Consider the following 24947-nt stretch of genomic DNA (forward strand, 5'->3'; position numbering starts at 1 on the left):
GGCTACGGAGCCGGATCCACCACCTGCGCGGACCCGCCGCCCCGGCGCACCGTCTCGGCCGCCGCCAGCCACTTGCCGCCCGGCAGCCGCTGCACCCCGGTGGCCGCCCCGATCTCGGGGTTCAGCGAGAACGCGTGCCCGATGGCCTCCAGCTTCCCGCGCAGCGCGGGGTCGTTGTACAGCGCCGGTTCCAGCTCGGTCGTCGCCGCGTTGCGCTGGGACGCCCGGGGCGCCGCGATCGCGTCCACCAGCGGCAGGTGCCGGTCGAGGAACTCGGTCAGCACCTGGAGGACGGTGGTGATGATGGTCGCCCCGCCGGGCGAACCGACCGCCACCACGGGCCGGCCGGCCTTGTCCAGCACGATCGTCGGCGAGATGGAGGACCGCGGCCGCTTGCCCGGTCCCGGCAGGTTCGGGTCGTGCACCGCGGGGTTGGCCGGCGCGAACGAGAAGTCGGTCAGTTCGTTGTTGAGCAGGAAGCCCCGTCCCGGGACCGTGATCGCGCTGCCGCCGGTCTGCTCGATGGTCAGCGTGTAGGAGACGACGTTCCCCCACTTGTCGGCGACCGTGAGGTGGGTGGTGTTCTCACCCTCGTACGTGGTCGGTGCCGGCGTGCCGGTGGACCCGGGGCTGTTCGGGTCACCGGGCGCGACCGGGCTGGTCAGCACCGCGTCGTCGCTGATCAGCTTCGCCCGCTCGTCGGCGTAGCGCTGCGACAGCAGCCCCTTGGTCGGCACGTTCTCGAACGCCGGGTCGCCGACCCAGCGTCCGCGGTCGGCGAAGGAGATCCGGCTCGCCTCGATGAAGTGGTGCAGGTACTGCACCTCGTCGGCCTTGGAGAGGTCGGTGTTCTCCAGGATGTTGAGGGCCTCCCCGACCGTCGTGCCGCCCGACGAGGACGGTGCGATCGAGTAGACCTCGAGGCCGCGGTACCCGGTCTCGGTGGGCGCCTGCACCTTGGCCCGGTAGGCGGACAGGTCCTTCAGGGACAGCCTGCCCGCTCGCGCCTTCCAGCCCGAACCCGGGTCCACCGGCGGGTTGTCGACCGTCGACACGATGTCCTTGCCGAGGTCGCCCCGGTAGACGGCCGCGATCCCCTTCCTGCCCAGCTCCTGGTAGGTCCGGGCCAGTTCGGGGTTCTTGAAGGTGGATCCCACCACCGGCAGCCGGCCGCCCGGCAGGAACAGCTTCGCCGTGTCGGGGAAGTAGCGGAACCGGGTCTCGTTGGACGCGGTCTGCGACCTGAAGGTGTCGTCGACGACGAAGCCGTGGCGCGCGATCCGCTCGGCCGGCTTCAGTACCGTGCCCAGCCGCCTGCTGCCCCAACGGTCCAGCGCGGTCTGCCAGGTGGCCGGCGTGCCGGGCGTGCCGACGCTCAGTCCGCTGCTCACCGCGTCCGCGAACGCGAGTGGCTTGCCGTTCTCCACGAAGAGGTTCGAGTCGGCGGTCAGCGGCGCGGTCTCGCGGCCGTCGATGGTGTGCACGGTACGGGACTTGGCGTCGTAGTAGACGAAGTAGCCGCCACCGCCGACGCCGGAGGAGTAGGGCTCGGTGACGCCGAGCGCGGCCGCGGTCGCGACGGCCGCGTCGACCGCGTTGCCGCCCTTGCGGAGCACCTCGATGCCGGCGGCGGTGGCGTCCGCGTCGACGCTGGAGACCGCGCCGCCGTAGCCGACGGCCACCGGCGATTTCGCGACGGCCGCGCCGCCGGCGGCGGGAGGCGCCGCCGCCCCCACCGACACCACGACGGCCGAGACCGCCAGGACGGTCAGTTTCCGCGTGACAGGGCGACGCATCCGCACCTCCAGTTCCGGAACGTCCGCGCAGCGTATCGGCGGGGCCCCGGGCCCGACAGCCACATTCAGGGCACTGTCATACGACCGCCACACATCGAACACGGGTACGTTCCGGCCATCCGCGACCGCTAGCATGCGCGCCCATGAATGACGACCTGCGCAACATTATCCTTGGCGTCGTGGCCGCCGGCATCAGCGCGGCGCTCGGCTGGCTGGCCCGCACCACCGTGTCGCGGCGCGCGCTGCGCCGCAAGCAGGCCTTCTTCGGGCTGCCGGAGAACTCGGAGTCGCTGCTGGTCGTCAACCGCGATCCGGCCACCTCCGAACCGGCGGTGCACCGCTTCGACGTGTTCGCGCTCCTGGAGCTGGCCGCGCTGATCAAGGACTGCGGCGCGAACCTGCAGATGGTGACGCAGGACAACGTGCAGCAGGGTTTCGGTGAGCGCACCGAGTTCTGCGTGGGCGGGCCGGGGTCGAACCGGCGGATGGTGGCGCACATGGCGGCGATGCTGCCGGGCGTGCGGGTCAACGTCGATCCGGAGCCGGGCCCGGACCGCGGCGCCTTCCAGATCGGCGGCGAGCGCTACCGCCTCGAACCCGGCATCACCGAGCACGTGCTGCTGGCCCGCCTCACCGCCGGCCAGCGCCCGGACGCCCGGCCGGTGTTCCTGTTCTGCGGACAGCGTGCCATCACCAACCAGGCGGCCACCCGCTACCTGGCCCGCAATCACCGGCGGCTCGCCCGCAAGCACGGCAACAACTCCTTCGTGCTGCTGCTCAAGGTGGTCAACTCGCAGGCGTACGGGCCCGACGTGGTCGAACTCGTCGAGGACGTCACCCGCGCCGCGCAGGCGCCGCTGCCGCCCGCCGCGACCGAGACGCCCCGGTCCTCGCACCGCGCCTCCTGACCTGCTCCCCGCACCGCGTCCACCGACTGCCCGCGCGGTTCAACAATCTTTACCCGTACGTAACTTACCGACGGGTTACTTACGGTAAGGGGCCACGGTTACCGTCGGGTCACTTTGCACTGACACGAGTGAGGAGTGACCCGTGGGACACGGTCGCACCACCCCGAACCGCCGCCCCGCCCGCCGTGCCGCCGGCGTGCGCACGACCGCCGCGGGAGCCGTCTCGGCGGCCCTGATCGCCGGCACCCTCGCCGGTCTGGCACCGGCCGCCCAGGCCGCCGCAGCCGTCCGCTTCGTCGACATCACCGGTGACGGCGGCACGGTCCTGAAGGCGAACCTCGTCACGCCCGCGGACGCCGACGCCGGCCGGCGCTACCCGCTCATCGTGCTCCCCACGAGCTGGTCGCTGCCCCAGGTCGAGTACCTGGCACAGGCCCAGAAACTCGCCGACGCCGGTTACCTCGTCCTCAGTTACAACGTGCGCGGGTTCTGGCAGTCCGGCGGGCAGATAGAAGTGGCCGGTCCGCCGGACGTGGCGGACGCGTCCAGGGTCATCGACTGGGCCCTCGCCAACACCGCCGCGGATCCCGCGCACATCGGGATCGCGGGGGTCTCCTACGGCGCCGGGATCAGCCTGCTGGCCGCCGCGCACGACAAGCGCATCAAGGCGGTCGGCGCGCTCAGCGGGTGGACGGATCTGATCGACTCCATCTACTCGGGCCGGACCCAGCACGTCGAGGCGACCGCCCTCCTGGACGGCACGGCGACCCTCACCGGGCGGGAGAGCCCCGAAGTCCGGCAGATCTTCAAGGACTTCTACGCCTCGAACCTGGACCGGGAACAGGACATGATCGCCTGGGGACGGAAGCGTTCCGTCGCGACCTACGTCGACCAGCTCAACAAGAACGGCGCGGCCGTACTCATGGCCAACGCCTGGAGCGACTCCATCTTCCCGGCCAACCAGTACGCCGACTTCTACGGCAGGCTGACCGGTCCGAAACGCCTCGAACTGCGCCCCGGCGACCACGCCACCGCCGAGATCGGAGGCCTGCTGGGACTGCCCAACGACGTGTGGTCCGACACCGAGCGCTGGTTCGACCGCTACCTCAAGGGCGACGACAACGGCATCGACCGCGAGCAGCCGGTGCAGCTCGAGTCCCGCACCGACGGGGGCTACGAGGGGTACCCGGACTGGAAGTCGGTGGGCGCCACCCGTACGAAGGTCGCGCTCACCGGCTCCGCCACGATCCACGCGAACGTCGACTCGGGCGCGGACGGCGGAGTGGTCCTGCTGTCCGGCCTCCTCGACCAGATCACCCGGCTGCCGCCGCTCGCGTCGATCCCGCTGCTGCCCCGCCGCTGGGCGGCCGTCTGGCAGTCCGAGCGGTACGCCGGCGCCCGGCGGGTGCGCGGCACGGCCCGGCTGCACACCACCCTCACCCCGACGAAGGAGAGCGGCACCCTGGTCGCCTACCTGTACGACGTCGGCCCGCTCGGCTTCGGCAAGCTGGTCACCCACGCCCCCTACACGTGGTACGACCGCGCCCCCGGCCAGGCCTTCGACGTGGACCTCGACCTGTTCGCCACGGCCTACGACGTGCCGGCCGGGCACCGGCTCGCGCTGGTGGTCGACACGGTGGACCCGCTCTACATCGAGCACAACCCGTCCGGCGCGCAGCTGACCTTCTCCTCGCCGGTGGACGACCCGTCGTACGTGTCCGTTCCGCTGCGCGAGCAGTGATCTCCGGCTGCCGCCGGCCGGGCCTGGCCCTGGCTGCCACCCCCTACGGCAGCAGCGTCCCCCGTTCGGCCGGGGCCACCTTCGCGGCCTCGGTCCTTGGACTGCGCTGCTCCCTTCTGGCCACCCAGCCGGCGAACCACGAGAGCAACATGCACATCCCGATGTAGATCGGCGAGATCACCATCACCACGGGGATGAAGGGCAAATCGTAGTCGAGGTTGGACGCGATCAGTTTCCCGGCATGGAGGAACTCCTCATAGGTGATGAGATAGCCCAGCGAGGTGTCCTTGAGGGCCACCACGAGCTGGCTGATGATGGCGGGCAGCATGGCCCGTACGGCCTGCGGGACCAGGACGTACGACATGACCTGGGTCTTGCGCATGCCGAGCGCGAACGCGGCCTCCCGCTGGCCGCGTTCGACGCTGTTCACCCCGGAACGGAACACCTCGGCGAGCACCGAGCCGTTGTAGAGGGTGAGTCCGGCGACCAGGGCGGGCAGCGGCTGGACCCTGAGCGCGACGAAGATGAAGAAGATCATGACCAGGACGGGCATGGCCCGGAAGAACTCCACGACCGCGGTGGCCGTCCAGCGCAGCGCGCGGTGCTCGGAGAGCCGCCCGGTGGCCAGCAGACCGCCGAGCGCGAGGGAGAGCACCGCGGCGGCGGCGAAGGCCACGAGCGTGTGCCCGAGCCCCCGCAGCAGGAGTTCCTGGATTCCCTCGTAGGCGAAGGGCATCCACTTCGTGTAGGTGAACTGGCCGGTGTCGAAGAGGAGATACAGGACCCAGGCGGCAAGGCCGAGGATCACCAGGGCCGACAGGACGCCGTACAGCGTGTGCCGTCGTCTGGTGACGGGTCCCGGGACGTCGTAGAGCGCGGTGGCCTCGGTCATCGGGCGATCCCCCACTTCCGCTCCAGCACGGTGAACAGGGCGCTGATGGCCAGGGTGATGACGAGGTAGCCGACGGCGATCCAGGCGAAGGTCCAGACGATGTTGTAGCCGAGCTCGCTCAGGGTCTTGTAGGTGCCGAGGAGTTCGGTGACGCTGAACGCGCCGGCGATCGCGGAGTTCTTGGCGAGCGCGATGAGGGTGGAGCCGACCGGCGGGATGACCGACCGGAACGCCTGCGGCAGGATCACCAGGGCGAGCGTCTGCCCGAAGGTCATGCCGAGACTGCGGGCGGCCTCACCCTGCCCCTTCGGCACGGTGTTGATACCGGCGCGCAGCACCTCGCAGACGAACGCCGAGGTGTAGCAGCCGAGCGCGAGGACCGCGAACGCCTGGAAGGGCAGTACGAGCCCGAACCGGGGCAGGCCGAGCAGCACCGCGAAGAACAGCAGGGTGAGAGGGGTGTTGCGGAGCACGGTGACCCAGGCCGTACCGAGGATCCGCAGGGACCCGACGGGGGCGACCCGGAAGGACGCCGTCAGGAAGCCCAGGGCCAGGGCCAGGAGCGAGGCGTAGACGGTCAGTTCGAGGGTGCCGAGGAAACCCTCGGCGAACGTGGGGAAGTTGTCTGTCAGTACGTTCACGCCGTCCTCGCTCAGCTCGCGGGGTAGCGGTCGATCGGGGGCGGCTTCGGTGCGGGGACGCCGGACAGGCCGAGCGTCGCGTCGTACGCCTTCTTCCAGTCGCCGTTCTTCTCACGTGCCTCCAATGCGTCGTCCATCGCGAAGCGCAGGGCGGTGTCGTCGCGCGGGACGCCGATGCCGTACGGCTCCTCGGAGAAGGGCCTGCCGACGACCTTGAGTTCGCCGGGGGCCTTCGCCGCGTAGCCGATGAGGATGGCGTCGTCGGTGGTGACGGCGTCCACCTGGTAGGTGAGCAGGTTGTCCACGCACACGGAGTAGGTGTCGTAGGCGACGAGGACCGCCTTCGGGTAGTCGTCCCTGATCCGCTGGTACGGCGTCGAACCGGCGGCCGAGCAGACGCGTTTGCCGGCCAGGTCCTGGGGGCCGTGGATGTCGTTCTCGCCGTGGCGCACCAGCAGGGACTGGCCGGCCAGGTAGTAGGGCCCGGCGAAGCCGACCAGTTTCCGGCGGTTGGCGTTGATGGTGTAGGTGCCGACGTAGTAGTCGATCTGGCCGTTCTGCAGGGCGGTCTCGCGGTTGGCGGAGGCGATCGTCCGGAACCTGATGGTCCCCGGGGGAAGGCCGAGTGAGGCGGACATCATCTTGGCGATCTCGATGTCGAAGCCCGAGTAGACGCCGGTTGCCGGGTCCCGCTCGCCGAGGTAGGGCTGGTCCTCCTTGGCGCCGACGACGAAGTAGCCGCGCCGTCTGGCACGGGTCCAGGTCCGCGAGGCGGGCAGCCGGACGTTCGGCGCCACCTGGTAGTGGGGCAGGGTCCCGGCCGCCGGCCCCTTGCGCGGCGGGCTGCCCTCCTTGCCGCAGCCGGCGGTTCCGGCGGCGAGGAGCGCGGCGAACAGGACGCCCAGCAGGGCGGGAGCGGCGGGCACACGGGTGCTGTGGAACATGGTCGCGTCCCCGCTCAGTGCTTGAGGATCTTGGCGAGGAAGTCCCTGGCGCGTTCGCTGCGCGGGGCGGTGAAGAACTCCTCGGGGGCGCGGTCCTCGACGATCCGGCCCTCGGCCATGAACACCACGCGGTGGGCGGCGGAGCGGGCGAAGCCCATCTCGTGGGTGACGACGACCATGGTCATGCCGTCCCGGGCGAGCTGCCGCATGACGTCGAGCACCTCGTTGATCATCTCGGGGTCGAGGGCCGAGGTGGGCTCGTCGAAGAGAAGGGCCTTGGGGTCCATGGCGAGGGCACGCGCGATGGCCACCCGCTGCTGCTGGCCGCCGGAGAGCTGGGCGGGGAACTTCCCGGCCTGCGCCGACAGGCCCACGCGGTCCAGGAGTTCGTACGAACGCCGGTCCGCCTGCTCCCTCCTGCGCCGGCGGACCTTGACCGGAGCGAGGGAGACGTTCTGCAGCACCGTCTTGTGGGCGAACAGGTTGAAGGACTGGAAGACCATGCCGACCTCGGAGCGGAGCCGGGCGAGGGCCCTGCCCTCCTCGGGGAGCGGCTGTCCGTCGAGCGTGATCCTCCCGGAGTGGATGGTCTCCAGGCGGTTGATCGTGCGGCACAGCGTCGACTTGCCCGACCCGGAGGGGCCGATGACGACGACGACCTCCCCCTTGCCGACGGTGAGATCGATGTCCCGCAGGACATGGAGCTCGCCGAAGTACTTGTTGACGTCCCGCAGCTCGATCAAAGGATCGACGGCCATACGCAGCCCTACCCACTCTCAGCTGTGTCGTGGTTGCCGCAAACTATCCAGCCGCGCGTGGAGTGGGGGCACGACACGCACTTTTCGGGCATTAGCCGTATTTACGCCGTCTTTAGGTCAGGCCTCGGCGACCTCCGCGTAGAGCTGGGAGAGCTCGGGGACACCGCTCGCGGCCCAGTCGTGACCGGACTCCACGACCGCGAACTCCCGTCCCGACTCCAGCCGTACGACCGGCTCGCCGTCCGCCCGGATCTCCCATCGCGCACCCGGCACGGTCCGGATCAGGACGGTGCCCAGATACAGGCCGGCGTCGGTGCCGAGCCAGGTCACGGTCTCCTCGTCGTCCCGCCAGCGCGGGACCAGCTGGTCGAGGGCCTCCAGCGAGGCCGGGGTGTCGTCGAGCGTGACACCGTCCTCGGCCGCCTGGGCCCGCAGCAGCTCGCACTCGGCGAGCAGACCGGCGTCGGCGGTCAGCGGCACGCCCGCGGTCCCGGGGCGCCTGTTACCCAGAAAGGGGATGTTCATGAGCCCAGGTTGACACCTACACGTCCAGGTCCACCACCACCGGAGCGTGATCGGAGGCGCCCTTTCCCTTGCGCTCCTCGCGGTCGACGTAGGAGTCCCGCACGGCCTTGGCGAAGGGTTCGTTGCCGTACACCAGGTCGATGCGCATGCCGCGGTTCTTGGGGAAGGCCAGCTGGCGGTAGTCCCAGTAGGTGTACGGGTGGTCGTACTTCAGGGGGCGCGGGACCACGTCGGACAGACCGGTCCCGCGCAGCGCGGTCAGGGCGGCGCGCTCGGCCGGGGTGACATGGGTGAGTCCCTCGAAGGCGGCCGGGTCGAAGACGTCGTCGTCCGTGGGCGCCACGTTGTAGTCACCGAGGACCGCGAAGGGACGGCCGCCGGCCGCGTCCCCGGCCACGGCGGCCCGGAGGGCCTCGAACCACTGGAGCTTGTAGGCGTAGTGCGGGTGGTCCACCTCGCGGCCGTTGGGCACGTACACCGACCACACGCGGACCGGGCCGCAGGTCGCCGAGATCGCGCGGGGCTCCACGCTCCCGTCGTACCCGGGGTCGCCGGGCAGACCCTTGACGACGTCCGCCAGGCCGACCCGGGAGAGCACCGCCACGCCGTTCCACCGGCCGGTGGCGTGGACCGCCGCCTCGTAGCCCAGCTCGCGGAGCTGCTCGGCCGGGAACTGGGCCTCGGCGACCTTGGCCTCCTGGAGGCAGAGCACGTCGGTGCCGCTGCTCTCCAGCCAGGCGAGGAGCCTCGGCAGGCGGGCGGTGATCGAGTTCACGTTCCAGGTCGCGATGCGCATGCCCGACAACCTACCGGCCCCCTGTGACAATCCGGGTCAGACGTCCGCCGAGGCCCCCGGGGCCAGCCGGCGGTGGTCCGCGCCGCCGCCCAGGGCGCCGATCTGCCGGTCGTAGATCGGACGGGCCAGGTCGGTGAGCAGGGCGTCGTGGATGTCGTAGGCGCGCCGCGGCCGCACCTCGCGGACGTAGTCGATGACCTCGGAGATCTTGTTCCACGGGGCCATCACCGGGAGCATCAGCGTGTCGACGGGGTGGTCGGGAACGGTGAGGGCGTCGCCGGGGTGGAAGACCCTGCCGCCGTCGACGAGGAAACCGACGTTGGTGATCCGCGGGATGTCGGGGTGGATCACCGCGTGCAGTTCGCCGTGCACCTGCACCTCGAAACCGGCGGCGGTGAAGGTGTCCCCGTGGCCGACGGTGTGCACCCGGCCCGGGAAGGCCGCCGCGAGCTGCTCGGCGACGGACCTCAGGGTCCAGACCTCGGCGGCCGGGTCCGCCTCCAGCGCGGCCCGCACGCGGCCCTCGTCGAAGTGGTCGGCGTGTTCGTGCGTGATCAGGATCACGTCCGCGCCGAGGGCCGCGTCCTCCTCGCTGAACCCTCCGGGGTCGAGGACGAGCGTGCGCCCGTCCTTCTCCAGCCGCACGCAGGAGTGGGACTTCTTCGTGAGCTTCATGGTCACCATCCTGCCCCCGGTCGGCCCGTCAGTCCTCGGGAGTGGTCTCCTCGCGGATGATCCGCTGGGCGACCCGGAACGCGCTGTTGGCCGCCGGCACCCCGCAGTACACCGCCGCCTGGAGCAGGACCTCCTTGATCTCCTCCGGGGTGAGGCCGTTGCGCAGCGCCGCCCGGACGTGGAAGCCCAGCTCCTCCAGGTGGCCGCCCGCCACCAGCGCGGTGAGCGTGACGCAGCTGCGCGAGCGCCGGTCGAGTCCGGGCCGGTCCCAGATCTCGCCCCACGCGTAGCGGGTGACGAACTCCTGGAAGTCCCCGGAGAACTCGTCGGCCTGGGCCAGCGCGCGGTCCACGTGCGCGTCCCCGAGCACCTCCCGGCGGACCTTCAGCCCCGCGTCGTACGGGTCGGGCCGCCCGAGCGGCTGCGGCACGGCGACGGGCGGGGCGATCTCGGCGAGGGGCGTGACCTGCGGAGCGACCTGGGGAACACCGTGCGGCACGGCCTGCGGCGCGACCGGCAGGACCGGCTTCGGCGGGGCGGCCGGGATGGCGATCTGGCCGGTGGTGGAGTCGTAGGCCGGCTGCCAGGCGGTGGAGAAGTGCCGCACCAGCAGGTCGGTGACGGCCGCGGGCTGCTCGACCGGCACCAGGTGGGAGGCGCCGGGCACCACGGCCAGCCGGGCGTCCGGGATCCCGGCGACCAGGGTGCGGGCCTCGGCGGGGCCAGTGACCTGGTCGTCCGAGCCGACCAGGACGAGTGTGGGCACACCGATCCGGGCGAGTTCGTGCCGTACGTCGAAGCCCGCCAGGGCCTCGCAGGCGGCGATGTAGCAGCCCGGGTCGGTGGTGCGCACCATCTGGACGGCCCACTCGGTGATGGCGGGCTGGGCGGCCGCGAACCCGCCGGTGAACCAGCGCTCGGGCGAGGTCCGGGCGATCGGGTCGAGGCCGTTGGTCCGCACGATCACACCGCGCTGGCGGAACTCGTCCGCCGTCCCGAACCGGGGCGAGGCGGCGACCAGCGCGAGCGAGGCGATCCGCTCCGGGTGCCGCAGGGCGAGCTCGATGCCGACCGCGCCGCCGAGCGCGCAGCCCGCGTAGCCGAAGCGCTGCACGCCGAACGCGTCGAGGGTGGCCAGCAGCCGGGCGGTCAGTTCGGCGACCGAACCGGCCGGGTGCGCCGGGGAGCCGCCGTGCCCGGGAAGGTCGTAGCGGAAGACCCGCCACTGCTGGGTCAGTTCCGGGACCTGGCGGTCCCACATGTGCCAGGTGGTCCCCAGTGAGGGGCCCAGGATCAGGACAGGAGCGTCTTCTGGTCCGTCAAAGCGGTATTGCAGGGTGTTCGGTGGTGTCTCGCTCACCCGTCTGACCCTCTCATGCATCACGAAATCCCACATCGCCGGTCCGAACCTAACGGCTGTGGTCTCCCGCGGCCGTGGCGGGTCCGGCAGGAAACCCTCTCAGATCTCGCCGACCTGCGGATTGAGTCCCGCACGATGAACGATTTCTGTCTTCCTGCGCCAAAGAACCGACCATTGTGGCGACTTCGCGAAGATTCCCGATGCCCTGTTTCACATATCGCTTCTATATGGCTTTACGGCGCTCACATTCCCGTCCGGGCGGGGCCTGCGCTCTCCTCGCGGACGGGCACCGCCAGCACGGCGGTGAGGCTGCGCTTGAGGAACCTGTTCAGCTCGTCCCGGGCGCCCGGTTCGTGCAGCGGCCAGTTGACGGTGGCCTCCTGGGAGAGCGCCATCCACGCCTGCGCGACGACGTCCAGGTGCGGCTGGTCGGGCAGGCCGACCCGTCGGTGGTACGCGAGGACGCGCCCGGCGAGCGTCCGGTGGGTCTCGTCGACGATCTCCTGGACCGCCGGATTGCCGGTGGGAGCGCCGCGCACGACGGTCAGGTACGCGGTGCGGTTGGCCAGCACGTAGTCGACGAAGCCGGACATCGCGGCGTCCAGCCACGCCTCCGTGTCCAGCGACGGGTCGGGGGTGGTGGCGGCGATCAGCTCGTCGCACGCCTTGCGGACGATGGCCTCGTGGAACTCGCGCTTGCTCGCGAAGTAGTGGAAGAGCAGACCGCGGGAGATGCCCGCCCGGCGGGCGACCTCGTCCGTGGACAGTTCGTCGGGGGACTGTTCGGTGAGCAGTTGCAGTCCGATGTCGAGCAGCTGGGCCCGACGCTGTTCGGGGGCGAGGCGGCTGGCGCGTTTTGCGGTCATGGTTTCCGGTCTCGGAGGCGGTCGGGACGGGGCGGTCACCGGGCGGACGCCTCGTGACGGGCCGCGCCCGGACAGCACCATAACCCCGCACCCGCTCTTGTTGACAAGTGCTCAATAGGTGTCGTACACAGTTATTAAGCGTTGCTCAACAAAGCGGCCGACGGGTGGACGTCCACCTCCCGCCGCGAGAGCCGCGCCCCGGGCCCGGAGTCCGTTCCGCCGCCCCGTCCTCCCTGGAGTCCCCGATGGCAACCACGCGCGCCGCGCGGTCCGACACCGTCACCCGCCGCCCCGGCGTGACCGGCCCTCCCGTGCGGCGGCCGGCCACCGCGCCGCCCCCGCACCCGTCAGCCGCACCCGGGCGGCCGGCACGCACCCGGAAGGCGGCCGAGGCCCGATGAGACTCCACGTACCCGGCCACATACCCGGCGTGCCCAGGGCCACCGCCCGCCAGCTGCTGCGCAAGCGCGGCCTGTGGACCTTCCCCGCGCTGGTCCTGGTCGTCCTCAGCGCCGTGCTGTCGCTGTCCTACCTCGGCGGCATCATCAATCCGGCGGGCAACCTGCACCGGCTGCCACTGGCCGTCGTGGACCAGGACCGCGCGGTCCACGCGGACGGCGGGCAGGTACACCTGGGTCCGCGGATCGCCGAGGGCATCACCAGCGCGCCCGACCCGCGGGGGCGCGTCGCGTGGCGCACCACGAGCCTGCGCCAGGCCGTGGCGGCGATGGACGACGACAAGGTCTACGGCGCCCTGGTCATCCCCGCCCGCTTCAGCGCCGACACGCTGGCCCTGGCCTCCTCCGCCCCCTCGCACACGGCGGCCCCCCGCCAGCCCACGCTGCGTCTGCTCACCAACCCGCGTTCCGGCAGCGTGGCCACCTCCCTCGCGCAGGCCATCGGCGACCGGGCCGCCCAGGCCGTCTCCCAGCAGGTCGCCGCCGAGCTGAAGCAGCAGGTCCACACCGGGACGGGATCGGCCGCCCGCAAGATCCTGCTGGCCCACCCGGTCACCCTGGTGACCACCGAACACCGGCCGCTCGGGAACCACTCGGGCTTCGGACTCACCTCGTTCTACCTCACCCTGCTGCTCGTGCTGACCGCCTACGTCGGCGCCGGCCTCGTCAGCAGCACCGTCGACACCGCGCTGGGCTACCAGTCCGCCGAGAGAGGGCGCCGCTGGTCCAGCCGGCTCCCGCTGCCCATCACCCGCACCCAGACCCTGCTGACCAAGACCGCCGTCTCGGCCGGGCTCGCCACGGTGACCGCGAGCACCATCCTGCTCACCTGCACGCTCGTCCTCCACATGGACGTGAGCCACCCCGCCCAGCTGTGGGCGTACGCCGTCTGCGCGTCGATCGCCGTCGCCGTCAGCACCCAGGCGCTCATCGCGCTCTTCGGCGGCCTCGGCTCGCTCGTCGGCATGATCTTCTTCGTCGCCCTGGCCGTACCCTCCTCCGGCGGCAGCTTCCCCCTGGAGGCGGTTCCCGGCCCCTTCCGCTGGCTCGCCGAGTTCGAGCCGATGCGGCAGATCAACGACGGCATCCGCGCACTGCTCTACTTCGACGCCCGCGCGGACGCCGGACTGGACCGCGGCTGGAGCATGATCGCCGTCGGCGGTCTGCTCGGGCTCGCGCTGGGCTTCGCCGTCGCCCGGCGCCGGGACCGCCGCGGGCACCAGCGCCTGACCCCCCAGCAGCTCGCGGCCCTGCACCGGGCCGCCGCGGCGCTGACGTCCCCCGCCACGGCGGCGGGGACCACGGCGGAGGCGCCCGCGACCGAGGGCACCGCGACGGAGGGCACCGTCCCCGACGTCGTACCCGCCACGGTCCCTCCCGTGCGACCCGCCGCGGTGCCCGTCACCGGAGCGGGCGTCTACGGCCGGGTCCAGGACCCGCACGGCCGTCCGGTCCCCGGTACCGCGCTCACCCTCGTGTCCGTCTCCGGTCACCAGGTGGGCCTGGCCACCACGCGTGCCGGCGGCACGTACGCGCTCGGCGCACCCGGCCCGGGCCGGTACACCCTGATCGCGACGGCCGACGGCCACCGGCCGCACGCCTCGACGGTCACCCTCGACGACCTGCCCGTCTTCTTCGACGTGGTACTGCCCCTGAGCGGCACCGGCAGGCACGCAGGCGCCCCGGCCGTACCGGTCGGCGTCACCCGGGTCTGACGTACCGGGTGACGCCCGGACCGCGCGGTCCCATCCGTGGCCGGCGCCCAGTGTCACCAAGTGATGGCCAAGGGGTTACCGTTCACCTCAACTCCTCTCCGATCAGGCTCAGTTGACGCCGCATGGCGCTAGCGTTCGCCGTACGGTCCCCGCGGAAGGGGCCCGTACGACAGCCTGCTGGGGGGCGAGCGTGAGGGGACGCGGACCGGTCCTGTGCGCGGCTGCGACGGCACTGCTGCTCGCGGGGTGCACGGACGGCGGACAGGAAGACGGACACGGCGGCGAGGACGGCCGCGGGACCCCCGTGACCACGGCGAGCGCGTCGGGCAGCGCGAGCCCCGGTGCCTCCGCGGCCGCGGAGAACGAACCGTTCACGCTGGCCGAGGCCGTCGCGCCCAGGACCCGGGCCGAGGCGGCGGCGTTCGTGCGCGGGCTGGCCGTGCAGCCGGAGTACTTCGGCACCGGGTTCCGCAGGCGCGATCCGTACGAACTGGGACCCACCACCTGGGCCGTCCTCGGCGACGACTGCCTGTGGCGGCGCGAGCCGGTACCGGCCACCGTGCCGGCCAGCCTGACCCGCTCCTTCGTCCGGCCGGCCGCGGGCGGCAAGGGCGCGGTGTACGTGTCCGTCACGGTCACCGTGCACAGCTCGACGCTCCAGGCCCGCCGGGACATGGCGTCCTCGCTGGAGGAACCACTGCGCTGCCCGCGGCAGCGGCTGAACGCCACCGACACCGTCGAGGACATGTCCTCACGGGGCGACCCGTACACCGAGCAGCGCACGGCGACCTCCGACGACGACCTCACCGAGTACGGCCAGTACGTCGTGGACGGGGAGTCGAAGCCGCGGCGCTTCGACTGGTACAAGCACCGGCTGGGGCCGGTGACCGTGGCCGCCACCGTGCGGCACGCGGCCGGGGAGACGGACCAGGAGCACACGGCCGTCACCCAGGCCGCGCTGCGGGGCGTCGGCTTCGTGACGGCGAACGTGGACCGGTACGGCAGGACCAGAACCTCCGCCACGCCCTCCGGACCGGCGGGCTCGCCTGCCGGGTCCCCTGCCGCGTCCGCCTCGGGTTCCCCGTCGGGGCCGCCCTCGGGGTCTCCCTCCGTCGAGCCGAAGGGAGCGGGCGATGACTGAACCCCTGCGGCCCTCCGACCCCTCGTCCGTCGGCGGCTTCCGGCTGCTGCGCCGGCTCGGCGCCGGCGGCATGGGCGTGGTCTACCTGGGCCGTTCCGGCACGGGTGCGCTGGCCGCCGTGAAGGTGATCCGGGCGGAGGGCGCCCACGACGACGGCTTCCGCGCCCGGTTCGCGCGGGAGGCGGAGCTGGCCGGCCGGGTCGACAGCCCCTGGGTGGTGCCGGTGCTCGACGCGGACGCCACGGCACGCGACCCGTGGCTGGCGACCGCGTTCGTGGCCGGGCCCGCGCTGGCGGAGGCGGTCCGCGACCTCGGGCCGCTGCCGCCGTCCGCCGTAGGGGTGCTGGGCTCGCTGCTCGCCACCGCCCTGGCCGCCGTGCACACGGCGGGCCTGGTGCACCGGGACGTGAAACCGGGCAACATACTGCTCGCGCCGAACGGCCCGCGCCTGATCGACTTCGGCATCGCCCGTGCCGCCGACGACACCGCCCTCACCGCGTCCGGCATGGTGGTCGGCACCCCGGGCTTCCTCGCCCCCGAGCAGGCACGCGGTGAGGTCGCCGGACCGGCCGGCGACGTCTTCGCGCTCGGCTGCGTGCTCGCGTACGCCGCGACCGGCCGGCCGCCGTTCGGCACCGGCACACCGGACGCGCTGCTGTACCGCACCGTCCACGACGAGCCCGACCTGGAGGGCGTGGACACCGCCCTCCGCGAAACGCTGGCCGCCTGCCTGGCCAAGGATCCCGGAGACCGGCCCGGCCCGGGGGAGGTGACCGCACGGCTCGCCGCCGACACCCCCGGTTCGCCCGCGGACTGGCTGCCGGACCCGGTCGCCCGCATGGTGGCGGCCCGGGCGGCGGAGAGCCTCGCCCTGCCGGACGTCGAACCGACGGTGGCCGACGGCGCCGGGCGGCCCGTCGGCACCACCTCCCGGCGGCGCCTGCTGCTGGCCGGCGGCGCGCTCCTGCTGGCGGGCGGCGGGACCGGGACGGTGCTGTGGGCGGCCGGACGCGACCACGACCAGGACCGGGGGGCGACGGCCCGGCCGTCGTACGTCCTCGGTGTGCAGGTCACCGGGAGCGGCGCGGACGCGAGGCTCGCACGGACCTCGGAGCGGGCCGCGCGGCTGGCCGTCGCCCAGCACAACGCGACCAGGGGCCGTGCCTTCGATCTCGCCGTACGGGTCGTCGACGACCGCGGCACCACCGCCGGGGCCACCGACGCCGCCCACCGGCTCGCCGCCGACCCCGACGTGGTGGCCGTGCTCGGCCCGCTCACCGAGCTGACCCTGCGCGCGGCCTCACGCGTCTACGCCTCGGCCGGGCTGACCCACGTCACGAGCACGACCGGACAGAACGACTACTACGTCTGGTCGCCCACCGTCACCTTCCAGACCGGCGCACCCCACCAGGCGGCGGGCACCGCGATCGCGCTGCACGCGCTGGCCTCGCACCGGGCGGGCCGGGCCGGCATCGTCATCGACCGTTCCGGGGGATCCGTCGAACACGACCAGGGGGGTGTGCTGGTCACCCAGTGGCGCCAGGTCCTGCGGGGCGAGGTGGTCCCGAGGGTGGTCGCGGAGGACACGGACGACGCGCCGGCCGCGGTGCGCGACGTCCTCGCCCACGGCGTCGACGACTTCGTGTACCTGGGCCCGCTGGAGGCGACGGTCCGGGCGGCGCGGCAACTGGCCGCCGCGCACTTCACGGGTCCGCGCTGGATGTCACACCTCCTGTACGGCTCCGGATTCCCGAGGCTCGCGGGCGCGGCGGGCGAGGGCTGGTTCGTGGTGACGCCCGCCGTCGACGCGAGCGTCCTGCGGACACCGGCGGCCGAACGGTTCACCTCGGCCTGGCGCGAGGAGTACGGCGGCGTTCCCGACCCGTACGCGGCGGAGGCGTACGACAGCGTCCGGATGGTGCTCCAGACCTTCGCCCGCACCGTGCCCGCGGGCGGCGGCCGCCCGGAGCGGCTCGCGCTCGCCAGGCTGCTCCACAAGGTCACCTATCACGGCATCGCGCGCACCTACCGCTTCAACGCCTACAACCAGTACGACGACACCACGCAGTCCTTGGGCGGCGAGACCTACGTCCACCAGGTGCACGACGGTCGCTTCAGGCAGCTCGGGCCGATCCTGGCGGCCCGGCAGAAGGGGTAGCGGAGGTGGAGCGGCTGCTGCCCGCCGATCCCTCGTCGATCGGCGGGCACCGGCTGGTGGGGCGGCTCGGGGCCGGTGGGATGGGCGTGGTCTACCTGGCGCGGTCGCCGCACGGCGCGTGGGTGGCGCTGAAGGTGATCCGCGAGGAGTACGCCGACGACCCCGGCTTCCACGCCCGGTTCCGCCGCGAGACGGAGCTGGGGTCCCGGCTGGCCGGCCCCTGGACGGTGCCGGTGCTCGCCGCCGACGCGGACGCCCGCTCGCCCTGGCTGGCCACCGCCTACGTACCGGGCCTGCCCCTGTCCGAGGCGCTGGCGCTGCGCGGCCCCTGGCCCCACCCGCAGGTGCGGGCACTGGCCGCCGCGCTCGCCGCGGCCCTGGAGGACGTGCACCGGGCCGGGCTCGTCCACCGGGACGTGAAACCGGCCAACGTGCTGCTCGGCGCCGACGGGCCACGGCTCATCGACTTCGGCATCGCCCGCGCGCTGGGCGCGACCGCGCTCACCACCGACGGCTCGGTCATCGGCTCCCCCGGCTACCTCTCGCCGGAACAGGCGCGCGGCAGGACCGTGGGGCCGCCCGCCGACGTCTTCTCGATGGGCTGTGTCCTGGCCCGTACGGCCACCGGGCGGCCGCCGTTCGGCACCGGGGGTGCCGCGGCCGTGCTGTACCGGACCGTGCACCAGGAACCGGACCTGGCCGGACTGCCGGAGGACCTGGTACCGGTGCTGCGGGCCTGTCTGGCCAAGGACCCCGCCGGCCGGCCCGCCGTGAGCGCGCTGCGCGCCGAGTTCGGCGACTTCACCGCCGCGTCGTGGCTGCCCGAGGGTCTGCCGGCCCTGGTCGCGGACCGGGCAACGGGCGTCCTCGACCTTCCGGTGCCGGACCCCACCGCCCTGTCCGCACCGGACCCGGGGGCCGCGCCGTCCCGGCGGCGGCTGCTGGTCGCCTCGGCGGCGGTGGGCGTGAGCGCGGTGGGCGCCGGTACCGCGTGGTGGCGCTGGGGGCGCGCCGGGGCGCCGACGGCCGGGCGGCGGCCGCTGCCGGTCCGGACCGTCGCGATGCTCGGCGACCTGTCCACCGCGGTCGTCCAGGCGCAGGTGCGCGGGGCGCGGCTGGCGGTGGCCGGGCACAACGCCGGCGCCGGCCGCACCTTCGACCTGGTACTGCGCACGGCCGACGACCGGGGCACGGCTGCCGGGTCGGCCGCGGCGGCCAGGCGGCTTATCGCCGCACCCGAGGTGTACGCCGTGATCGGCGCCGGCACCAACACGGCGGTGCCCGCCGCCGTACCCGTGTGCACCGGTGCCGGCGTGTGCCTGCTGATCACCCGGGCCGACACCGACGCGCTCAACGCCACCCACACCACCAGTTCCCTGGTGCTGCGCTCCACCCGCAGCGCGGGCCCCGGTTCCCTGGTCAGGTACCTCAACCGGGTCGTCCGGCCCGCGCGGACCGTCGTCGTGCACGACCTGGCCGACGCCGCGGAGGGCGAAGCGACCGTTCTCGCGGTCACCGTGTCGCTGGAGGCGGGCACCGTCGATTCCGTCGCGGTGGCCGCGGGTGGCGGCTTCACCGAGGTCGCCCAGGCTCTCTCCGCCCACCCGGACGCCGCGGTGATCTTCGCGGGCGGCGTCCCGGACCGGGCCGCCGCCTGTGCCCGGGCCCTCACGGCAGCCGGTCACCGGGGTGTCCGCGGGGGCGACGAGCACATCCTCGGCGCCTCCTTCCTGAAGGCGGGCACGGGCTGGTGGATCAGCACGGGCTACTGCGACGCGGCCGCCGATCCGGGAACCCGTGCCTTCGCCGCCGCCTACCGCGGCCGCCACCGCACCGCTCCCCCACCCTGGGCGGCCGAGGCGTACGACGCCGTCCGCTACGCCGCCCACGGGCTCGCCGGCCTCGGCGGCGGCGAACGCGACGCACTGCGCGCGGAGTTGCTGCGCGAGCCCTGGCAGGGCATCACCCGCCGGTTCAGCTACGAGAGCCAGAGCCAGTACCTGAGGACCGGCACGGACGGCGGCTGGTTCCTCTACCGGGTGGCGGGGGGCGAGGCCCGGTTCGAGGCCCGGCACGACGACATCGGCGAGAACGCCCGGACGCGCGGGTCCCGGGACGCGGTCTAGAGGCCGTCCTCCGACCCGAGTCCCGTCAGGGCCCCCACCGGATCCAGGTCCGGGGTGCCCCGGGGCCACCAGTCGTCGTCGCCCGGTTCGGATTCGTAGGCGTACCACAGGCCGTCGCGGCCCAGCCTGAGCTGGACGTGGCCGCCGGGGTGGGTCAGCCGGTTGCGCCAGGGCCGGAAGGCCGGTAGGTCGGCGGCCAGCAGCAGCGGTCTGGCCCGGTCGAAACGGCCGGCCGGCGGATCCCAGGGCTCCTCCAGCGCGGCCAGTCCCTCGTGGCCGCCCTGACGCCAGGCGGCGACCGCGCGGGCCAGGTCGCCCGGGGTACGGCCGACGGCGGCGGCGAGCGCGGCGTAGAGGGCGCGGGTGGAGGCGGTCAGCCCGGAGCCGGGGCGGGCCGCGGCGAGGCGTACCGCGTCCTGCCAGAGGGTCAGTTCACCGACCGGGTCGCGTCCGGTGGCGAGCAGGGCGTGGGCGCGGGCGGCGGCGTCACAGGCCAGCTGGTCCAGCGTGAAGGGGTCGGGTCCGCCGGGCACACCTGGATACACCGGGGGCTGCCCGGGGTGCGGCGGCACCGGCAACGGGGCGGGCAGCGCGGGGAGTCGACGCGGCGCCAGGGCCTCGGTGGCACGGACGCCGGGCAGTGACACCGGCTGCCGTTCCCGGGCGGCGCGGGCGGCGTTGCGCCGGGACAGCGCGTCGAGCACCTCGCGCTCGCCGCGGCCACGCAGCAGAAGCAGGACGAACGGGTCGGCGTCCAGCAGCCGGGCGGTCTGGTAGCAGAGGGCGGCCGCGTGCTTGCAGGGGTGCCCGAAGTCGGGGCAGCTGCAACGGGGTTCGAGTTCGCCGGGTCCCGGCAGCAGGGACACCCCGCTCTCGGCGAGGGCCTGCGGCAGCTCCCTGTCGAGCAGGGCGGCGATGTCGCCGGGCCGGTCGGCGGCGGCCTCCAGGAACCGCTCCCACTCGTCCTCGCCGAAGGTACGCAACCGCACCTGTACGCGGTACGGCCGCGGTCGGCTCCCCTGAACGTACGCCAGGACCAGACCGGGTGTCACCGTGATGGCGTCCACGTGCCCCCGCTCGGCATAACCGCGCCCCCGGGCGAGCCGGGACACGTCCAGCGCCCCCTCCTCCAACGCCCGCACCCAGGCGTTCCCCCACCAGGTGCCGGCGAACTCCGCCCCGGCGGAGGCCCGGGCTGTCAGCGCCGGGAAGGTCCTGCGGAGTTCGGTGTCGCGGTGCGGGCTGGCCATGGTGCGGGGCACGCGGGGAGCGCCGGACCCGGACCTCGGTTCACCGCCGGCGGCCATCACGGAGTCGACCGGATCCCGCGGACCGGGAGTGGCAGCGGGCACGGGGGTACCGGGCTCCGGAAGACCGGCGGGGGTGGCGGGGACGGGGGAGACGGGGGTGCCCGGATCCCGGGGACCGACGGAGGCCGCGGGCACGGAGGTGTCGGAATCCCGGGGACCGGCGGGGGTGGCGGGTACGGGGGTGCCCGCGTCCCGGCTACCGGTGGAGGTGGCGGGCACGGAGGTGTCCGGAGACCGGCGGCCGGCGGGGGCGGCGGGCACGGGGGCGGCCGGATCCCGGCGACCGGCGGGGGCGGCGGGCACGGAGGTGTCCGGATCCCGGGGACCGGCGGAGGCCGCGGGCGGATGGGGGTCCGGATCCCGGGGACCGGCGGAGGTGGCGGGCACGGGGGCGGCCGTCGTCCGCGGGTGGTCGCCGGGTTCGGGGTCCGACTCGGTGCGTCGCGTCGCGGTGGGCCGCGGGCGGTCCTCGTCGAGGGGCGTCGTCGAAGTCGCCGGAGCCGCCGGGGAGTTCGCCGGTTCCGGTCCCTGCGGTTCGGTCTTCGCCGTTTCCGGTCCCTGCGGTTCGGTCTTCGCCGGCTCCGTCTCCTCCAGGGCCGTCTCCTCCGGGTCCGTCTCCTCCGGGGGCATCCTGAACGCCGTCGCCAGGAACTGCTTCAGGTCGCGGGCGGTTCGGCCACGAGTGGTCGCGGCGGGTGCCGGCACCGGCAGTCGGCGTGCCGCGGGCGCCGGCGCCTCCTCCGAGGCCGCCGCCGCTGCCGCCTCGGCCCGCCGGGCCTGCGCGCGTGCCGCCCGCAGCGCCTCGCGCGCCGCGTCACCGGGCCGGGCGCCAGGGCGTACGGCGCCGGCAGCCGGGGCGGCGGCGTCCTCCCGCCCGGCACCGGGAACCGAGCGGACGCCGTCGGCCGGACCGGCGTCGGGGGCGACGGCGGCGCCGCCCGGATCGATGCCGTCCGCCCCGGCCGTGCCCGCCTCGGCCCCGGTATCGGCCCCGCCAGGGTCGGCCCCCGTATCGGACTCGGTGTCCCGCCGTTCCGTCCGCTTCGAGGCCGCGGCCGCGCGGAGGGCCAGCCGTGCCGCGTCGGCCGGTCCGGGCGGCCGCTGCCCGGCGGCCGTGGCCGTGGCGTCGCCCCCGGTCTCCGCGCCGCGTCCCAGGGTGGCCCGCAGCGCCCTGCGCGCCGCGTCTCCCGGCCGCTGCCCGCCCTCGCTCATGACGTCCTCCGCAGCGACACCAGGTCGGACAGCTCGCGGTCCGTCAGCTCGGTCAGGGCGGACTCGCCGGAGCCCAGGATCGCGTCGGCGAGGGCACGCTTGGCCTCCAGCATCTCGGCGATGCGGTCCTCCACGGTGCCCTCGGTGACCAGGCGGTGCACCTGCACGGGCTGGGTCTGGCCGATGCGGTACGCGCGGTCGGTGGCCTGCTCCTCCACCGCCGGGTTCCACCAGCGGTCGAAGTGGACGACATGGCCCGCGCGGGTGAGGTTGAGCCCGGTGCCGGCGGCCTTCAGCGAGAGCACCAGGACCGGCGTCGCGCCGTTCTGGAAGCGGTCCACCATGTGCTCCCGCTCCGGTACCGGGGTGCCGCCGTGCAGCAGGTCGACCGGGACCGCGCGGGCCTGGAGATGTGCGGTGATCATGCGGGCCATGCCGACGTACTGGGTGAAGACCAGCACCGAGCCGTCCTCGGCCAGGACGGTGTCCAGCAGTTCGTCGAGCAGCGCGAGCTTGCCGGAGCGGGTGGCCAGGCCGTCGCCGTGCGGCTCCTCCTTGAGGTAGAGCGCGGGGTGGTCGCAGATCTGCTTGAGGGCGCCGAGCAGTTTGAGCACCAGGCCCCGGCGCGCGATGCCGTCCGTCGTCTCGATGGCGAGCATCGACTCGCGGACCACCGCCTCGTAGAGCGCCGCCTGCTCGCGGGTGAGGGGGACGGCGTGGTCGGTCTCGGTCTTGGGCGGCAGCTCGGGCACGATGCCCGGGTCGGTCTTCTTGCGCCGCAGCAGGAAGGGGCGGACGAGGGCGGCGAGCCGGGCCACCGCCTGCTCGTCCTCGCCGTTCTCCACCGCGCGCGCGTGCCGGGCGCGGAAGGACTTCAGCGGGCCGAGGAGGCCGGGGGTGGTCCAGTCGAGCAGCGCCCAGAGCTCGGAGAGGTTGTTCTCCACCGGGGTGCCGGTGAGGGCGACCCGGGCGGGCGTCGGGATGGTGCGCAGCGCCTTGGCGGTGGCCGAGTAGGGGTTCTTGACGTGCTGTGCCTCGTCGGCGACGACCATGCCCCAGGGCCGGTCGGCGAGGGTGTCGGCGGTGGCGCGCATGGTGCCGTAGGTGGTCAGGACGAAGCCGCCGTCGAGGCCGTCCAGGGTGCGGCCCTGGCCGTGGAAGCGGCGGACGGGTACGCCGGGGGCGAACCGGGTGATCTCGCGCTGCCAGTTGCCGAGCAGCGAGGCGGGGCACACCACGAGGGTCGGTGCGGTGCGCGCCCGCTTGAGGTGCAGGGCGATGACGGTGACCGTCTTGCCGAGGCCCATGTCGTCGGCGAGGCAGCCGCCGAGGCCGAGGGAGGTCATGAGGTCGAGCCAGGCCAGGCCCCGCAGTTGGTAGTCACGGAGGGTCGCGTGCAGGGCGGCGGGCGGCTCGGCCGGCTGGAGGCCGGCCGTGAGGCGGTCGCGCAGGGCTGCGAGCAGGCCGACGGGGACCGCCGCGACGCTCTCGCCGTCCACCTCCGCCTCGCCGGTGAGCGCCGCGGAGAGCGCGTCTACCGGGTCGAGCAGGCCCAGTTCGCGTTTGCGGGCCTTGCGGACCAGGGCCGGGTCGACGAGCACCCAGCGGTCCCGCAGCCGCACGACCGGGCGGTGGGCCTCGGCCAGGGCGTCCATCTCGGCGTCGGTCAGCGGGTCGCCGCCGAGCGCCAGCTGCCAGCGGAACTGGAGCAGTTCCCCGCTCTCGAAGAAGCCGGTGCCGTCGGTCGCCGAGCCGGGGGCGGAGCGGATCACGGCGGCGGCGGTGAGGTCCTGTGCCAGGTCCCGGGGCCAGTGCACGGCGACGCCGGCCGCCGCCAGCCGGGTCGCGGCCACGCCGAGCAGGTCGCCCAGCTCGTCCTCGGAGAGGGCGAGCACGTCCGGTACGTCCTGCTCGGCCAGCCGGTCCAGCGGCGGCCACACCCGCGCGGCCCGCCGGACCGCGAGCGCCGCGTCGACCCGCGCGCGGGGGCCGAAGGCGGCGTCGGACCGCCCGGCCCACAGGGCGGCCGCGTCGGTCATCAGGGTGGGGTCGGCCAGGCTGTGCACCTGGACGATCGCGGCTCCCGCGCGGTGCGCGCCCTCGCCATCGTCGAAGAGGTCGTACGCCGACAGGTCGAGGCGGAGGGAGACGCGGACGCCCGCGTCCATGCCGGCGGCCACCTCCGCGGCCCATTCCTGCGCGTCGGGGAGCCGCTGGGCCTCGCGGGCGGCGAACGGCCTGCCCGAGGTGTAGGGGGCGGCCGGGGTGCGGGGCAGGGTGTCGGCGACGGCGTCCACGAAGGAGCGGACCAGCGCTTCCGGCCCGGGCAGCCGGAGGGGGCCGGGGCCGGGCAGCGGGACGGCGTGGCCCTCGGCGGGCAGGGCGGCGGCCACCGCGCGCAGGTGGGCGATGTCGGCGGGCTCCAGGGGACCGGCGCGCCAGGCGTCGTGGCCGGCCGGGGTGAGGCCGGGCAGCAGGCGGCCCCGCGCGGCGAGGCTCAGCGCGTGCTGGGCGGCGGCGCCCCAGCAGGCGGTGGCGGGGTGGGCGGCGGGGTCGTGCCGGGCGCGGACGAGCAGCGGGAGGGCCTCGCCGAGCGGCAGGGTCAGCGCGGGCACCTGCCGGCGGCGGACACCGGCACCGTGCGGCCGTACCACCGTGAGGTCCTCGGTGGCGGCGGGCAGCGGGTCGCCGTCCGGGTCCCAGAAGGCGACGCGGCCGTGGCGCGGGAGGTCGGCGGGCAGGTAGACCGCCGCCAGGCGCGCCGGGACGCCCTCGGGTGCCACGGTCGTCGTGCCGCTCATACGTTCTGCCACCTCCCGCCCGGATGCCGGATCAGACGTCTTCGACTGTACGGGCGGGGTCTGACATTCGGCCCCGGCGTCCGGCCGGGGCCGTCCCTACTGGACCGTGCGCGAGGCCCACGGC

Annotated in this window: 18 protein-coding genes; 6 read left to right on the top strand and 12 right to left on the bottom strand. The window is 73.9% G+C overall.

All coding sequences use genetic code 11. The features are described 5' to 3' along the window. Nucleotides 1-2: 2 nt before the first annotated feature. Nucleotides 3-1796 (bottom strand): gamma-glutamyltransferase, encoded by a 1794-nt coding sequence (gene ggt / locus ACFY3I_RS02805; RefSeq protein ID WP_390859025.1) that lies wholly within the window; start codon nt 1794-1796, stop codon nt 3-5. A 143-nt stretch (nt 1797-1939) separates the two neighbouring features. Between ggt and ACFY3I_RS02810 the strand changes: the two genes are divergently transcribed. Both ACFY3I_RS02810 and ACFY3I_RS02815 read left to right on the top strand, forming a co-directional pair. Beyond that, on the top strand, nt 1940-2704 hold the full coding sequence (locus ACFY3I_RS02810) for a hypothetical protein (RefSeq protein WP_365295108.1): 765 nt from the start codon (nt 1940-1942) through the stop codon (nt 2702-2704). Between the two features lie 142 nt (nt 2705-2846). After that, on the top strand, nt 2847-4445 hold the full coding sequence (locus ACFY3I_RS02815; protein WP_390859026.1) for an alpha/beta fold hydrolase: 1599 nt from the start codon (nt 2847-2849) through the stop codon (nt 4443-4445). Between the two features lie 43 nt (nt 4446-4488). On the opposite strand, the gene ACFY3I_RS02820 is transcribed toward ACFY3I_RS02815, so the two are convergent. From ACFY3I_RS02820 to ACFY3I_RS02860, 9 genes are all read right to left on the bottom strand, one after another. Continuing rightward, nucleotides 4489-5337, bottom strand: a complete 849-nt coding sequence (locus tag ACFY3I_RS02820; RefSeq protein ID WP_390859027.1) for an amino acid ABC transporter permease — start codon at nt 5335-5337, stop codon at nt 4489-4491. Continuing rightward, on the bottom strand, nt 5334-5978 hold the full coding sequence (locus tag ACFY3I_RS02825; protein ID WP_390859028.1) for an amino acid ABC transporter permease: 645 nt from the start codon (nt 5976-5978) through the stop codon (nt 5334-5336). Before ACFY3I_RS02825 ends, ACFY3I_RS02820 begins: the two co-directional genes overlap by 4 nt. Before the next feature lie 11 nt (nt 5979-5989). Beyond that, nucleotides 5990-6922, bottom strand: coding sequence for a glutamate ABC transporter substrate-binding protein (locus ACFY3I_RS02830; RefSeq protein ID WP_390859029.1), 933 nt, complete (start codon nt 6920-6922; stop codon nt 5990-5992). Nucleotides 6923-6936: 14 nt separating this feature from the next. Next, a complete protein-coding gene (locus ACFY3I_RS02835; RefSeq protein ID WP_390859030.1) occupies nt 6937-7680 on the bottom strand; it encodes an amino acid ABC transporter ATP-binding protein in 744 nt (247 codons plus the stop codon). A 117-nt stretch (nt 7681-7797) separates the two neighbouring features. Then, nucleotides 7798-8205: a DUF6278 family protein gene (locus ACFY3I_RS02840; RefSeq protein ID WP_365295118.1), complete on the bottom strand. Its 408-nt coding sequence runs from the start codon at nt 8203-8205 to the stop codon at nt 7798-7800. Between the two features lie 16 nt (nt 8206-8221). Then, the gene (locus ACFY3I_RS02845) at nt 8222-9001 is read right to left on the bottom strand and encodes an exodeoxyribonuclease III (RefSeq protein ID WP_390859031.1); all 780 of its coding nucleotides are present in this window, start codon (nt 8999-9001) and stop codon (nt 8222-8224) included. A gap of 36 nt (nt 9002-9037) precedes the next feature. Beyond that, entirely contained in the window at nt 9038-9676 is a 639-nt protein-coding gene (locus ACFY3I_RS02850; RefSeq protein WP_390859032.1) for an MBL fold metallo-hydrolase, read from the bottom strand. A 28-nt stretch (nt 9677-9704) separates the two neighbouring features. After that, nucleotides 9705-11036: a 4-carboxymuconolactone decarboxylase gene (gene pcaC, locus ACFY3I_RS02855; RefSeq protein ID WP_365295124.1), complete on the bottom strand. Its 1332-nt coding sequence runs from the start codon at nt 11034-11036 to the stop codon at nt 9705-9707. 242 nt (nt 11037-11278) lie between these two features. Further along, the gene (locus ACFY3I_RS02860; RefSeq protein WP_390859033.1) at nt 11279-11902 is read right to left on the bottom strand and encodes a TetR/AcrR family transcriptional regulator; all 624 of its coding nucleotides are present in this window, start codon (nt 11900-11902) and stop codon (nt 11279-11281) included. Nucleotides 11903-12299: 397 nt separating this feature from the next. Here ACFY3I_RS02860 and ACFY3I_RS02865 point away from each other — a divergent pair, with 397 nt between their 5' ends. From ACFY3I_RS02865 to ACFY3I_RS02880, 4 genes are all read left to right on the top strand, one after another. After that, nucleotides 12300-14075: a DUF3533 domain-containing protein gene (locus tag ACFY3I_RS02865; protein WP_390859034.1), complete on the top strand. Its 1776-nt coding sequence runs from the start codon at nt 12300-12302 to the stop codon at nt 14073-14075. A gap of 190 nt (nt 14076-14265) precedes the next feature. Next, the gene (locus tag ACFY3I_RS02870) at nt 14266-15216 is read left to right on the top strand and encodes a hypothetical protein (protein WP_390859035.1); all 951 of its coding nucleotides are present in this window, start codon (nt 14266-14268) and stop codon (nt 15214-15216) included. After that, on the top strand, nt 15209-17374 hold the full coding sequence (locus tag ACFY3I_RS02875) for a bifunctional serine/threonine-protein kinase/ABC transporter substrate-binding protein (RefSeq protein WP_390859036.1): 2166 nt from the start codon (nt 15209-15211) through the stop codon (nt 17372-17374). Before ACFY3I_RS02870 ends, ACFY3I_RS02875 begins: the two co-directional genes overlap by 8 nt. Nucleotides 17375-17379: 5 nt before the next feature. Then, nucleotides 17380-19500 (top strand): bifunctional serine/threonine-protein kinase/ABC transporter substrate-binding protein, encoded by a 2121-nt coding sequence (locus tag ACFY3I_RS02880; protein ID WP_390859037.1) that lies wholly within the window; start codon nt 17380-17382, stop codon nt 19498-19500. Here ACFY3I_RS02880 and ACFY3I_RS02885 read toward each other — a convergent pair. Together ACFY3I_RS02885 and ACFY3I_RS02890 are read right to left on the bottom strand one after the other, a co-directional pair. Next, nucleotides 19497-22022 (bottom strand): SWIM zinc finger family protein, encoded by a 2526-nt coding sequence (locus tag ACFY3I_RS02885; protein ID WP_390859038.1) that lies wholly within the window; start codon nt 22020-22022, stop codon nt 19497-19499. The genes ACFY3I_RS02880 and ACFY3I_RS02885 overlap by 4 nt on opposite strands. Then, complete coding sequence (locus tag ACFY3I_RS02890; RefSeq protein WP_390859039.1) at nt 22019-24823, bottom strand: SNF2-related protein; 2805 nt, start codon at nt 24821-24823, stop codon at nt 22019-22021. Before ACFY3I_RS02890 ends, ACFY3I_RS02885 begins: the two co-directional genes overlap by 4 nt. Nucleotides 24824-24947 lie beyond the last annotated feature (124 nt).

Origin of the sequence: Streptomyces sp. NPDC001068 (genome assembly GCF_042897315.1) — a bacterium.
Lineage (GTDB): Bacteria > Actinomycetota > Actinomycetes > Streptomycetales > Streptomycetaceae > Streptomyces.

What these genes read in the sequence shown, in the direction of transcription:
- ggt (WP_390859025.1), bottom strand. Translation starts at nt 1,796, where the DNA reads ATGCGTCGCCCTGTCACGCGGAAACTGACCGTCCTGGCGGTCTCGGCC.
- ACFY3I_RS02810 (WP_365295108.1), top strand. Translation starts at nt 1,940, where the DNA reads ATGAATGACGACCTGCGCAACATTATCCTTGGCGTCGTGGCCGCCGGC.
- ACFY3I_RS02820 (WP_390859027.1), bottom strand. Translation starts at nt 5,337, where the DNA reads ATGACCGAGGCCACCGCGCTCTACGACGTCCCGGGACCCGTCACCAGA.
- ACFY3I_RS02830 (WP_390859029.1), bottom strand. Translation starts at nt 6,922, where the DNA reads ATGTTCCACAGCACCCGTGTGCCCGCCGCTCCCGCCCTGCTGGGCGTC.
- ACFY3I_RS02835 (WP_390859030.1), bottom strand. Translation starts at nt 7,680, where the DNA reads ATGGCCGTCGATCCTTTGATCGAGCTGCGGGACGTCAACAAGTACTTC.
- ACFY3I_RS02840 (WP_365295118.1), bottom strand. Translation starts at nt 8,205, where the DNA reads ATGAACATCCCCTTTCTGGGTAACAGGCGCCCCGGGACCGCGGGCGTG.
- ACFY3I_RS02845 (WP_390859031.1), bottom strand. Translation starts at nt 9,001, where the DNA reads ATGCGCATCGCGACCTGGAACGTGAACTCGATCACCGCCCGCCTGCCG.
- ACFY3I_RS02850 (WP_390859032.1), bottom strand. Translation starts at nt 9,676, where the DNA reads ATGAAGCTCACGAAGAAGTCCCACTCCTGCGTGCGGCTGGAGAAGGAC.
- ACFY3I_RS02860 (WP_390859033.1), bottom strand. Translation starts at nt 11,902, where the DNA reads ATGACCGCAAAACGCGCCAGCCGCCTCGCCCCCGAACAGCGTCGGGCC.
- ACFY3I_RS02865 (WP_390859034.1), top strand. Translation starts at nt 12,300, where the DNA reads ATGAGACTCCACGTACCCGGCCACATACCCGGCGTGCCCAGGGCCACC.
- ACFY3I_RS02875 (WP_390859036.1), top strand. Translation starts at nt 15,209, where the DNA reads ATGACTGAACCCCTGCGGCCCTCCGACCCCTCGTCCGTCGGCGGCTTC.
- ACFY3I_RS02885 (WP_390859038.1), bottom strand. Translation starts at nt 22,022, where the DNA reads ATGAGCGAGGGCGGGCAGCGGCCGGGAGACGCGGCGCGCAGGGCGCTG.
- ACFY3I_RS02890 (WP_390859039.1), bottom strand. Translation starts at nt 24,823, where the DNA reads ATGAGCGGCACGACGACCGTGGCACCCGAGGGCGTCCCGGCGCGCCTG.